General features: G+C 67.3%; 9 protein-coding genes. All 9 read left to right on the top strand.

Annotated features, from left to right (window positions below):
• Positions 1 to 107 precede the first annotated feature (107 nt).
• On the top strand, positions 108 to 1,598 hold the full coding sequence (xdhA, locus tag BGO20_RS08350; RefSeq protein ID WP_291661405.1) for a xanthine dehydrogenase small subunit: 1,491 nt from the start codon (positions 108 to 110) through the stop codon (positions 1,596 to 1,598).
• Positions 1,591 to 3,933: a xanthine dehydrogenase molybdopterin binding subunit gene (xdhB, locus tag BGO20_RS08355; RefSeq protein ID WP_291661407.1), complete on the top strand. Its 2,343-nt coding sequence runs from the start codon at positions 1,591 to 1,593 to the stop codon at positions 3,931 to 3,933. Before xdhA ends, xdhB begins: the two co-directional genes overlap by 8 nt.
• Positions 3,930 to 4,772, top strand: a complete 843-nt coding sequence (gene xdhC, locus BGO20_RS08360; RefSeq protein WP_291661409.1) for a xanthine dehydrogenase accessory protein XdhC — start codon at positions 3,930 to 3,932, stop codon at positions 4,770 to 4,772. The genes xdhB and xdhC overlap by 4 nt, the downstream gene beginning before the upstream one ends.
• Positions 4,756 to 6,300 carry an ABC transporter ATP-binding protein gene (locus tag BGO20_RS08365; RefSeq protein ID WP_291661410.1) on the top strand — a complete coding sequence of 515 codons (1,545 nt, stop codon included), beginning with the start codon at positions 4,756 to 4,758 and terminating at the stop codon, positions 6,298 to 6,300. The genes xdhC and BGO20_RS08365 overlap by 17 nt, the downstream gene beginning before the upstream one ends.
• Positions 6,293 to 7,357 carry an ABC transporter permease gene (locus BGO20_RS08370; RefSeq protein ID WP_291661411.1) on the top strand — a complete coding sequence of 355 codons (1,065 nt, stop codon included), beginning with the start codon at positions 6,293 to 6,295 and terminating at the stop codon, positions 7,355 to 7,357. The genes BGO20_RS08365 and BGO20_RS08370 overlap by 8 nt, the downstream gene beginning before the upstream one ends.
• Positions 7,354 to 8,277 carry an ABC transporter permease gene (locus tag BGO20_RS08375; protein ID WP_291661413.1) on the top strand — a complete coding sequence of 308 codons (924 nt, stop codon included), beginning with the start codon at positions 7,354 to 7,356 and terminating at the stop codon, positions 8,275 to 8,277. The genes BGO20_RS08370 and BGO20_RS08375 overlap by 4 nt, the downstream gene beginning before the upstream one ends.
• A gap of 31 nt (positions 8,278 to 8,308) precedes the next feature.
• Entirely contained in the window at positions 8,309 to 9,388 is a 1,080-nt protein-coding gene (locus BGO20_RS08380) for a BMP family ABC transporter substrate-binding protein (protein ID WP_291661414.1), read from the top strand.
• A gap of 222 nt (positions 9,389 to 9,610) precedes the next feature.
• Positions 9,611 to 9,970, top strand: coding sequence for an HU family DNA-binding protein (locus tag BGO20_RS08385; RefSeq protein ID WP_291661722.1), 360 nt, complete (start codon positions 9,611 to 9,613; stop codon positions 9,968 to 9,970).
• An 83-nt stretch (positions 9,971 to 10,053) separates the two neighbouring features.
• The gene (locus tag BGO20_RS08390) at positions 10,054 to 11,229 is read left to right on the top strand and encodes a vWA domain-containing protein (RefSeq protein WP_291661416.1); all 1,176 of its coding nucleotides are present in this window, start codon (positions 10,054 to 10,056) and stop codon (positions 11,227 to 11,229) included.
• Positions 11,230 to 11,860 lie beyond the last annotated feature (631 nt).

The raw sequence follows: 11,860 nt of genomic DNA on the forward strand, positions 1-11,860 counted from the left end.
TCCGGCACAATTCCACATCACATCTGCACCAAATCGAAGCTTCCGGCCAAGCGCGGATCATGCCTAATCTGGCGGCATGAAACGGCGAAGCGAGCGGAGCAGGCACGATGCGTGAGACATTGCGCTTCCTGCTCGGCGACAGGCTGGTCGAGATCGACCACTGCGACCCCACCTTCACCGTGCTCGACTGGCTGCGCCTCGACCGGCGCATGACCGGCAGCAAGGAAGGCTGCGCCGAGGGCGATTGCGGTGCCTGCACCGTCGTCGTCGGGCGGCTGGATCGCGGCCGGCTGCGCTACGAGGCGACCAATGCCTGCATCCGCTTCCTGCCGACGCTGGACGGCTGCCAGTTGCTCACCGTCGAGCATCTGAAGGCCGCTGATGGCAGCCTGCATCCGGTGCAGCAGGCGATGGTGGAATGCCACGGCTCGCAATGCGGCTTCTGCACGCCGGGCTTCGTCATGTCGCTGCTGGCGCTGAGGCTCAACGAGGAGAAGCCGGGCGTCGGACGGATCGAGGACGCGCTGGCCGGCAATCTCTGCCGCTGCACCGGCTACGAGCCGATCATCGCCGCCGGCCTCCGCATGGACGAGATCGCGCCGCGCGAGGCGGATCGCTTCCTGTCGGAGCGCGAAGCCGTCGCCGCGCGGCTCGCAGCGCTGGGCGATGCCGAGACGCTCGCCCTGCAAGGGGGTGGCGGGAGCTTCTATGCGCCCGCGACTGTCGAAGCACTGGCTGAACTCGTTGCGGCGCATCCGCAGGCGACGCTGGTCGCCGGCGCGACCGATGTCGGGCTTTGGGTCACCAAGGCGATGAAGCGGCTCGACCCGGTGATCTATCTCGGGCGGATCGAGGCTTTGCGCGCCATCACCGACGAGGGCGACCATCTGCGCTTGGGCGCGATGGCTGGTCATATCGAGGTCCGCACGGCGCTGGCCAACCTCTCCCCGCAGCTCGACGAGCTGATGCGGCGCTTCGGCGGCGAGCAGGTGCGCAATGCCGGCACGATCGGCGGCAATATCGCCAACGGCTCGCCGATCGGCGACCTGCCGCCGGCCCTGATCGCACTCGATGCGACGCTGGTGCTGGCAAGGCGTTCCGAGACAGGAATGGAGCGCCGCAGCATCCCGCTCGAAAGCTTCTTCATCGCGTACCGCAAGCAGGACCGGCGGCCCGGCGAATTCGTCGAGGCCGTGCTGGTGCCGAAGCTGGCGGACGGCGCGCTGTTCCACGCCTCCAAGGTCTCGAAGCGCTTCGACGAGGATATCTCAGCCGTCTGCGGCGCTTTCCGACTGACGCTCGGCAGCGATGGGCGGATCAGCGACGCCCGCCTCGCTTATGGCGGCATGGCCGGCATCCCGAAGCGCGCGGCGGCAGCCGAAGCGGCCCTGGTTGGTCAACACTGGAACGAAGCTGCGGTCACAGCAGCAATCACGGCCCTGCCGCAGGATTTCACGCCGCTCGACGACATGCGCGCCTCGGCGCAGTATCGGCTCAAGATCGCCGGCAACCTGCTGCGCCGCTTCCTGATCGAGACGACGCAAGCTGAAACACAGACGCGGGTCGCCGGCCTGCTGGCGGAGGCCGCCCATGGCTGACGCACGCCGCAAGCTCGATATCGGACTGGAGAGCGGCCCGGTCGGCAGCTCCCGCATCCATGATTCCGCGCCCAAGCATGTCGCGGGCGAAGCGCTCTATATCGACGACATCGCCGCGCCCGAAGGGCTGCTGCACGCCTATCTCGGCACAAGCAGCATCGCCCATGGCCGGCTGCTCTCGCTCGATCTTGATGCGGTCCGCGCCGCGCCGGGCGTCGTCACCGTGCTGACAGCGGCGGATATTCCGGGCGCCAACGACATCTCCTCGACGCATCTGCATGACGAGCCGGTCTTCGCGACCGATGTCATCCTGTTCCACGGCCAGCCGATTTTTGCGGTGGTCGCCGGAACCCGCGAGCAGGCGCGCCATGCCGCGACGCTGGCGAAAGCCGGCTACGCCGAGGAGGCGCCGCTGATCGATGTCGCCACCGCCCGCCAGGCCGGTGGGAAGCTGGTCACCGCCCCGCTCAAGCTCGAACGCGGCGATGTCGCCGCAGCGCTGGCGTCAAGCCCGCGCAGGCTCAAAGGCACGATGGCGATCGGCGGGCAGGAGCATTTCTACCTCGAAAGCCAGATCGCGCTCGCCATCCCCGGCGAGGACGAGGATATGGCCGTGCTGGTCTCGACCCAGCATCCCAGCGAAGTCCAGCACATGGTCGCCGCCGTGCTCGGCGTCGGCTCGCATGCGGTCACCGTCGAGGTCCGGCGCATGGGCGGCGGCTTCGGCGGCAAAGAGACGCAGGCCAATCTCTTTGCCTGCGTCGCGGCGCTCTGCGCCCGCAAGCTCAGGCGACCGGTCAAGCTGCGTCCCGACCGCGACGACGACATGGCGATCACCGGCAAGCGCCACGACTTCGTCTGCGATTACGAGATCGGCTTCGACGATGACGGCCATATCCATGCGCTCGACGCGGTTTATGCGGCGCGCTGCGGCTGGAACGCCGATCTGTCGGGGCCGGTGACCGACCGCGCCCTGTTCCACATGGACAATTGCTATTTCTACCCGGCGGTGCGCGCCCGCTCGGAACCGCTCTTTACCAACACCTGCTCGAACACCGCTTTCCGCGGCTTCGGCGGCCCGCAAGGCATGGTGGGCGCCGAGCGCTTCATCGAGGAAGTCGCCTACGCGACCGGGCTCGATCCGCTGGAGGTGCGCCGGCGTAATCTCTATGGCGGCGCCGGCCGCGACGTGACGCCCTATCACCAGACGGTCGAGGACAATATCGCGGGCGAAGTCATCGCGGAGCTGGAGCGACGCTGCGACTATCAGGCGCGCAAGGCGGCGATCCGAGAGGCCAACAGGAGGAGCCCCATCATCAAGCGCGGCATCGCGCTGACGCCGGTGAAGTTCGGCATCTCCTTCACCGCGACCTGGTTCAACCAGGCCGGCGCGCTGGTGCATGTCTATACCGACGGCACGGTCGCGCTGAACCATGGTGGCACCGAGATGGGGCAAGGGCTCTACGTCAAGGTGGCGCAGGTGGTCGCGCAGGCCTTCGGCATCGGGCTCGATCAGGTGAAGATCACCGCGACAACCACCGGCAAGGTGCCGAATACCTCCGCCACCGCCGCATCCTCCGGCTCCGATCTCAATGGGATGGCCGCCCTCGATGCCTGCGAGACGATCAAGAAGCGATTGGCGGAGTTTGCCGCGAAACACTGGCAGGTCGAGGCGGAGGACATCGCCTTCCTGCCGGGCCGCGTGAAGATCGGCGCCCGCGAGATCGCCTTCAGGGACCTGGTCGCGGCCGCCTATATGGCCCGCGTCCAGCTCTCGGCGACAGGCTTCTACGCAACGCCCAAAATCCACTGGGACCGCAAGGCCGGGCGCGGCCACCCGTTCTACTATTTCGCTTATGGCGCCGCCGCGGCCGAGGTCGCGATCGATACGCTGACCGGGGAGTACAAGGTCGAGCGCGTCGATATCCTGCATGATTGCGGGCAGTCGTTGAACCCCGCGATCGACAAGGGCCAGATCGAGGGCGGCTTCGTGCAGGGCATGGGCTGGCTGACAACCGAGGAACTGGTCTGGGACAGGAAGGGCCGGCTCTGGACCCATGCCCCCTCGACCTACAAGATCCCCGTCGCCTCCGACCGCCCGCGCATCTTCAACGTGCATCTGCTGGACAACGCGCCGAACCGCGAGCCGACGATCCATCGCTCCAAGGCGGTGGGCGAGCCGCCGCTAATGCTCGCGATCTCGGTGCTGCATGCGCTGTCGGATGCGGTGGCGAGCGTAGGCGACCATCGCATCTGCCCGCGTTTGGACGCGCCCGCGACGCCGGAGCGCGTGTTGGATGCGATCGAGCGCGTCAGGGCGGAGGCCGCGCGATGACCCTCGCCGCGTTCCTCGCAGTCCATCAGCGCGACGGCATCGTCCTCGTCCGCATTGAAGCCGCAGAAGGCTCGACCCCGCGCGAAGCCGGCGCCTGCATGGCGGTCAGCCCAAACGCCATCGCGGGAACCATCGGCGGTGGGCAGCTCGAATTCCATTGCATCGACCTCGCCCGGCACATGCTCAACGAAGGCGCTGAAGACCAATTGCTCGACATCCCGCTCGGACCGCAGATGGGACAGTGCTGCGGCGGGCGGGTGCGCGTCTCGCTGCGCCATGCCGGCGCGCGCGAGATCGCCGTGTTCAGTGCCCGCGAGAAGGCGGAAGCCGCGACGAGACCACCGGTCCTGATCTTCGGCGCCGGCCATACGGGCCGGGCGCTGGCGAAGGCATTGGCTCCCCTGCCGTTCACCGTGTCGCTGATCGACGACCGCGACGACGTCATGAGCGGGCTGCCGGCGGCAGTCACCTGCATCCGCATGGCCGATCCCGTCGATGCGGTCGCGAACGCGCCGGCGAAAGCCGCCTTCGTCGTGCTCTCGCACAGCCATGCGCTCGACTATCGTTTGGCGGAGGCTACATTGGCGCGGGGCGATGCGGCTTATGTCGGCATGATCGGCTCGGCGACCAAGCGTGCCCGCTTCGAAGCGAGCTTCCTGCGCAGCGGCGGGCGACGCGAGGCGCTTGCGCGCCTGACCTGCCCGATCGGCGGTTCGGATGTGGACGACAAGCGCCCCGAGGTGATCGCGGCCTTGACGGCGGCCGAGCTGGTGCGTTGCTTGCTTGGCTGCCGGGAACCGGCGCGACGGAGAAAAGCGAGACATGAATCAGCCGCGTGAGCAGGAGGTGCCGCCGCGGCTGGCGCTCGCCCATATCTCCAAGAGCTTTCCGGGCGTGAAGGCCAATGACGACATCAGCCTGAGCGTCGCCCCCGGCGAGATCCACGCCCTCCTCGGCGAAAACGGCGCCGGCAAGTCGACGCTGGTGAAGATCATCTACGGCGTCCAGCAAGCCGACGAGGGCACCATCTCCTGGAACGGCTCGCCGGTTGCGGTCCCCTCGCCCAAGGCGGCGCGCAAGCTCGGCATCGGCATGGTCTTCCAGCATTTCTCGCTGTTCGACGCGATGACGGTGATCGAGAACATCGCGCTCGGGCTCGATGAGGCTGTCGATCGCGAGGAGCTGAAGCAGCGCGTCGCCGCCATCCTGCAATCCTATTCGCTGCCGCTCGATCCGGAGCGCGAAGTGCATACGCTCTCGGTCGGCGAGCGCCAGCGCATCGAGATCGTCCGCTGCCTGCTCCAGAAGCCGAAGCTCCTGATCATGGACGAGCCGACTTCGGTGCTGACGCCGCAGGAGGTCGAGCGCCTGTTCGCGACACTCAGACAGATTGCCGCCGAAGGTTGCTCGATCCTCTACATCTCGCACAAGTTGCACGAGATCAAAGCGCTCTGCGACAACGCCACCATCCTGCGCGGCGGGCGCGTCGTCGCGACCTGCGATCCCAGGGTCGAGACGACCAAGCGCATGGCCGAGCTGATGATCGGCGCGGAATTGCGCAAGATCGAGCACGGCAAGGCGGCCGGTGGAGGAGCCGTCCGGCTGGAGGTCAAAAGTCTGTCGCTGCCCGGCGAGCCACCCTTCGGCACCGATTTGGAGAGCGTTTCGTTCGAGGCGCGGGCGGGCGAGATCCTCGGCATCGCCGGTGTCGCGGGCAACGGACAAGCCGAGCTCCTGACCGCTCTCTCGGGCGAGCAGCTCGCAAACGAAGCCGAGGCGATTCGGCTCGACGGCAAGGCGGTCGGGCTCGAAGGCGCCGGCGCGCGCCGGGCGTTCGGCCTCGCCTGCGTGCCGGAAGAACGCAACGGCCATGCCGCCGTACCGGATTTCTCGCTGGCCGAGAACGGCATCCTGACCGCGCGCCACCGCCTGCCGCTGGCGCCGCACGGCATCATCAGCCGCAGCAGCGTCACGCGCTTCGCCGACAGTGTCATCAAGCTCTTCGACGTCCGGACCACCGGCAATGCCGCGCTCGCCCGCTCGCTTTCCGGCGGCAACCTGCAGAAATTCATCATGGGTCGCGAGATCGGGCAGCAGCCGGCCGTTCTCGTCGTCTCGCAACCGACCTGGGGCGTCGATGCGGGTGCTGCCGCCGCGATCCGGCAGGAGCTCGTCGACCTCGCCGCCAAGGGCTCGGCCGTGGTGGTGATCTCGCAGGATCTCGACGAATTGCTTGAGCTCGCCGATCGGCTCTGCGTCATCAACGAGGGCCGGCTGTCCGCTCCACGCCCGGTCGCGAGCCTCGGCATCGACGAGATCGGCCTGATGATGGGCGGGGTGCACGGCGCGGAGGCGGCCCATGCTTGAATGGCGTCGCCGCCGCGAGCCGAGCATGGCGATGCTGTGGCTGAGCCCGCTGATCGCGATCGGGCTGACGATGCTCGCCGGCATGCTCGTCTTCACGGCGATGGGCTATGACGGCTTCCATGCCGTCGGCAGCATCTTCGTCACGCCCTTCGTCGAGTCGCAGCGCTGGGCCGATATCGGGGTGAAGGCGGCGCCGCTGGTGATGATCGCGCTCGGGCTCGCCATCGGCTTCCGCGCCAATGTCTGGAACATCGGCGCCGAGGGGCAATACGTCATGGGCGCCGTCGCGGGCACCGGTGTCGCGCTTCTGACCTACGACATGACAGGATGGTGGATCCTGCCCGCCATGGCGCTGGCCGGCATCCTCGGCGGCATGGCCTGGGCGGCGATCCCCGCCCTGCTCCGGGTGAAGCTGCAGGTCAGCGAAATCCTGACCAGCCTGATGCTGACCTATGTCGCGGTGCAACTGCTCTATTATCTCGTGCGCGGTCCGTGGAAGGACCCCGGCGGCTTCAACTTCCCGCAGACGCGGATGTTCACCGCCGACCAGACGCTGCCCGCCGTGATGGAGGGCTCGCTCGTCCATATCGGCATCCCCGCCGCGCTCGTCATCGCCGTCGTCGCCTGGCTGCTGATGGAGAAGACCACGGCGGGCTATGCCGTGAAAGTGGTGGGTCTGGCGCCCGCCGCCGCGCGCCATGGCGGCTTCAGCGCGGCGCGCACGACTTGGGCGACTATGCTGCTCGGCGGCGGGCTCGCGGGACTCGCCGGGCTGTTCGAGGCCGCCGGCCCCTTCGGCCAGCTCACGCCGCAATTCCCGGTCGGCTACGGCTTCACCGCGATTATCGTCGCCTTCCTGGGGCGGCTCAACCCGCTCGGCATCGTCTTCGGCGGGATCGTGCTGGCGGGGACCTATGTCGGCGGCGAGATCGCGCAGTCGACGGTCCGGCTACCGCAAGCGGCCACCGGCCTGTTCCAGGCCATGCTGCTGTTCATTCTACTGGCGACCGATGTGCTGGTGAAATGGCGCCTCGTCCGGAAGCGGAGGGCGGCATGACCAGCGCAATCACGGTCTCCGTCCTGATGACGCTGATCGCCGCCTCGACACCGCTGCTCCTCGCGGCGCTCGGCGAACTCGTCGCGGAAAAGGCCGGCGTGCTCAATCTCGGCGTCGAGGGCATGATGCTGTGCGGGGCGGTCGCGGGCTTCGCCGTCGCCTTTTCCAGCGGCAGCATCGTGCTGGGGCTGGCCGCTGCCGCACTCGCCGGCATGGCGGCCGCGATGATCTTCGGGGTTCTGGCGCTCTCGCTCGGCGCCAACCAGGTCGCGACCGGATTGGCGCTGACCATCTTCGGCACCGGTGCCTCGTCGCTGATCGGCGCGGGTTTCGTGGGCCGCACCGTAGAGCGGCTCGGGCCGATCTTCCCGGCCGCGCTGTCAGAGCATCCCGTCCTGCGCCTCGTCTTCGGACAGGACATCCTGGTCTATCTTTCGCTCGCGCTGGTGGCGTGCGTGGCCTATTTCCTGCGCCGGACGCGGGCCGGTCTGATCCTGCGCGCCGTCGGCGAGAACGACGCCTCGGCGCATGCGATCGGCTATCCGGTGATCGCGATCCGCTATGCCGCCGTGGCCTTCGGCGGAGCGCTGGCGGGACTTGGCGGCGCCTATTTTTCGCTGGCGCTGACGCCGATGTGGGCCGACCGGCTCACCGCCGGGCGCGGCTGGATCGCGCTCGCGCTCGTCGTCTTCTCCGCCTGGAAGCCCGGACGCCTGCTGCTTGGCGCCTATCTCTTCGGCGCGGTGATGACGCTGGAGCTGCAGGCCAAGGCGGCCGGCGTGAACTGGCTTGCGCCCGAGGTGCTGGCGATGGCCCCCTACCTTGCGACCATTGCGGTTCTGACCATGATGTCGCTAGGACGGAGGACCGGCCGGCTCGACGCGCCTGCCTGCCTCGGCAAACCCTTCTCGGCGCCCTGACGCCGCAACCCATAACGGGGAGTTTTCGGACATGACCAGCATCATCACCCGCCGCAGGCTGACCTTCGGCGCCGCCGCCGCCTCGACGCTGCCGATCCTCGGTCGCGGCGCTTCGGCGCAGTCGCCGCTGGGCGTCGGCTTCATCTATGTCGGGCCGATCGGCGACCATGGCTATAGCTGGACGCACGACCAGGGCCGGCTCGCGCTGGAGAAGGAATACGGTGCCAAGGTCAAGACCAGCTTCATCGAGAACGTCGCCGAGGGTCCGGACACGGCGCGCGCGCTGCGTCAGCTCGCCCAGGCCGGCAACCAGCTGATCTTCGCGACCTCCTTCGGCTTCATGAACCCGACGATCCAGGTCGCCAAGCAGTTCCCGAAGATCAAGTTCGAGCACGCCACCGGCTACATGCGCGCCGAGAACGTCGCCACCTACGATGCGCGCTTTTACGAGGGCCGCGCCGTGATCGGCACCATCGCCGGCCACATGTCGAAGACAGGGCAGGCCGGCTATGTCGCCTCCTTCCCGATCCCGGAGGTGGTGATGGGCATCAACGCCTTCCACCTCGCCGCCCGCAAGGTGAACCCGAACTTCAAGACCAAGGTCATCTGGTGCTCGACCTGGTACGATCCCGCCAAGGAGGCCGATGCCGCCAAGGCGCTGATCGACCAGGGCGCCGACATGATCACCCAGCATACCGATTCCGCCGCTCCCCTGCAGGCGGCCGAGCAGCGCGGCGTCTTCGCCTTCGGCCAGGCCTCCGACATGAAGGCCTTCGCACCGAAGGCCCATCTCACCGCGATCGTCGACGACTGGTCGGGGTACTACATCAAGCGCGTCAAGGACGTGATGGACGGCACCTGGAAGAGCGGCGCGGTCTGGGGCGGCATCAAGGACGGCTTCGTCAAGCTCGCCCCCTATAACGACGCGGTGACGCCGGAGGCCCGCAAGGCAGCGGACGCCGTCAAGGAGGGCATCGCCTCGGGCAAGCTCCACCCCTTCACCGGCGAGCTCAAGGACCAGAAGGGTGAGGTGCGCGTCAAGGCGGGCGAGCACGCCAGCGACGAGATGCTCTCGAAGATGGACTGGTACGTCGACGGCATCCAAGCCTGAGAACCTCCCGGGCGGCGGCTGGCTCCCGGCTCCGCCGCCCGGGCGAATCGCGGCGAAGTTTCATGGGCCGGAACCCGCTTCCCGGCTCCCGCAACTGCGAAAAACCCGAAAATTCCTGCTTTTCTCGACGGAACGAAGCCGTTTCCTGTGCGTATCTAGCGCCACGGGCATCGTCTTTCCGCAATATCCATGGCAACTGCCAGAGTTGCGCGCCGCGAATAGCTGTTTTCCGCGGTCGCTCGTGACGGCAACGGACATGAACGACCGTCCGGTACGCGACGCCTACCACACCTTCTCAAGGAGGATTTCATGACCAAGAACGAACTGATCGCCGCGATCGCGGACGAGACCGGGAAGACGAAGGCCGATGTTTCGGCCATCCTGGCGTCACTCGGTGCGACCGTCGCCAAGACTCTGAAGGCTGGCGACGACGTCACGCTCGGCGGTATCGGCAAGCTCTCCGCCGCCAAGCGCGAGGCCCGCGAGGCCCGCAACCCCTCGACCGGCGCCACCATCAAGGTGCCCGCCAAGACCGTCGTGAAGTTCAAGGTCACCAAGGACCTCGCCGACGCGGTGGCGTAAGGCCGACCCTCGGGACCGAGCGGCGTTCGCGCAGCTTCGCGGACGCCGCTTGACCTCCCGCCCCATGCCCGCACAGTAGCGGCATGTTTCTTCGCCTCTTCACCGATCTGCGCGCCGCCAAGGTCCCGGTGACCCTGCGCGAATACCTGACGCTGCTCGAAGGTGTGGAGGCCGATCTCGCCGAATACCGGGTCGACGAGTTCTACTATCTCGCCCGCGCCACGCTGGTGAAGGACGAGCGCCATCTCGACAGGTTCGACCAGGTCTTCGCCCAGGTGTTCAAGGGTCTGGAGACGCTGCAGCAGGCGATCGAGGAAGCCGGCATTCCCGAGGAATGGCTGCGCAAGCTCGCCGAGAAATTCCTCACCGACGAAGAGAAGGCCCAGATCGAGGCGCTCGGCTGGGACAAGCTCTGGGAGACGCTGAAGCAGCGGCTCGACGAGCAGAAGGGCCGCCATCAGGGCGGCAGCAAATGGATCGGCACCGCCGGCACCTCGCCCTACGGCGCCTATGGCTACAATCCCGAAGGCGTGCGCATCGGCCAGGACAAGAATCGCAACTTCCGTGCGGTGAAGGTCTGGGACAAGCGCGAGTTCAAGGATTTCGACGACACGCGCGAGCTCGGCGTGCGCAATCTGCGGATCGCGCTTCGGCGCCTGCGCCGCTTCGCCCGCACCGGCGCCGCCGATGAGCTCGACCTCGACAACACCATCTCGGAAACCGCCAAGCACGGCTATCTCGACGTCAAGCTTCGTCCCGAACGGCACAACGCGGTCAAGGTGCTGCTCTTCCTCGATGTCGGCGGCTCGATGGACTGGCATGTCGAGCTCGCCGAGGAGCTGTTCTCGGCGGCGCGGGCCGAGTTCAAGCATTTCGAGCATTTCTACTTCCACAACTGCCCCTATGAGCGCGTCTGGAAGGAGAATCGCCGTCGCCACGAACAGCAGATCCCGACCTGGGAGGTGCTGCGGACCTACCCCGCCGATTACCGCCTCGTCTTCGTCGGCGACGCCTCGATGAGCCCTTACGAGATCGCGATGCCCGGTGGTTCGGTCGAGCACTGGAACGACGAGGCGGGCGAAGTCTGGCTGGAGCGGCTGGTCGGCAAGTTCACGAAATCGATCTGGCTCAACCCCGTCCAGCAGCATCTGTGGAATTATACGCAGTCGATCCGGCAGATCGGCGCACTGATGGGCGGGCGGATGTTCCCGCTGACGCTCGATGGCCTCGACGGCGCGATGAAAATCCTCGCCCGCTGACGAGGCAAGACCATCGGCCCGCTTCCCTTCGATGACCGGATTGCTCTAACTGCCGGCCATGATCGACGACCCTGACGACGTCCCTCCCCCGAGCTGGCGCCAGCGCCCGAAGCCCGTCGGCTTCGAGATCACCTACAAGCTCGACGGCGAGGCGCTCGAGATCGACCGCACCCGGGCTGTCGACCGCGTCCGGCTGAGTGCTGTCGAGCAGGTCCGCTTCCTGTTCGCGCCGGGCAACATCTCGGCGAAGGGCTACCGGACGCAGTTGCGCCTCAGTGACGGCAGGACCATCACCTTCGGCAATCTCTCCTGGCGCTCTCTGACCGATCTCGAGCGCGACGACGCCCGCTACCACCGCTTCGTCTCGGCGCTGGCCCAAGCGATCATGCGCGCGAATCCACGAGCCCGCTTCATCGGCGGGCGCCCGCGTCCCCTCTGGCTCGCGATGACGCTGGTGGGACTCCTCTCGCTGGCGATGATCGCGTTCTTCGCGCTGCGCGCCTTCGAGCAGGGACAGACCAATGCCGGGCTTCTTGCCTTGCTCCTGCTCGCCGCCTCCTACTGGCAGGTCTGGCCGCTGATCCGGCTCAACCGGCCACGCCAACTCATGCCCGGCGAGGTACCGGACGAC

This window comes from Allobosea sp. 67-29 (assembly GCF_001898115.1).
Classification (GTDB): domain Bacteria; phylum Pseudomonadota; class Alphaproteobacteria; order Rhizobiales; family Beijerinckiaceae; genus Allobosea.

Coding starts and splice junctions, on each gene's coding strand:
- xdhA (WP_291661405.1), top strand. CDS start 108: ATGCGTGAGACATTGCGCTTCCTGCTCGGCGACAGGCTGGTCGAGATC.
- xdhB (WP_291661407.1), top strand. CDS start 1,591: ATGGCTGACGCACGCCGCAAGCTCGATATCGGACTGGAGAGCGGCCCG.
- xdhC (WP_291661409.1), top strand. CDS start 3,930: ATGACCCTCGCCGCGTTCCTCGCAGTCCATCAGCGCGACGGCATCGTC.
- BGO20_RS08365 (WP_291661410.1), top strand. CDS start 4,756: ATGAATCAGCCGCGTGAGCAGGAGGTGCCGCCGCGGCTGGCGCTCGCC.
- BGO20_RS08370 (WP_291661411.1), top strand. CDS start 6,293: ATGCTTGAATGGCGTCGCCGCCGCGAGCCGAGCATGGCGATGCTGTGG.
- BGO20_RS08375 (WP_291661413.1), top strand. CDS start 7,354: ATGACCAGCGCAATCACGGTCTCCGTCCTGATGACGCTGATCGCCGCC.
- BGO20_RS08380 (WP_291661414.1), top strand. CDS start 8,309: ATGACCAGCATCATCACCCGCCGCAGGCTGACCTTCGGCGCCGCCGCC.
- BGO20_RS08390 (WP_291661416.1), top strand. CDS start 10,054: ATGTTTCTTCGCCTCTTCACCGATCTGCGCGCCGCCAAGGTCCCGGTG.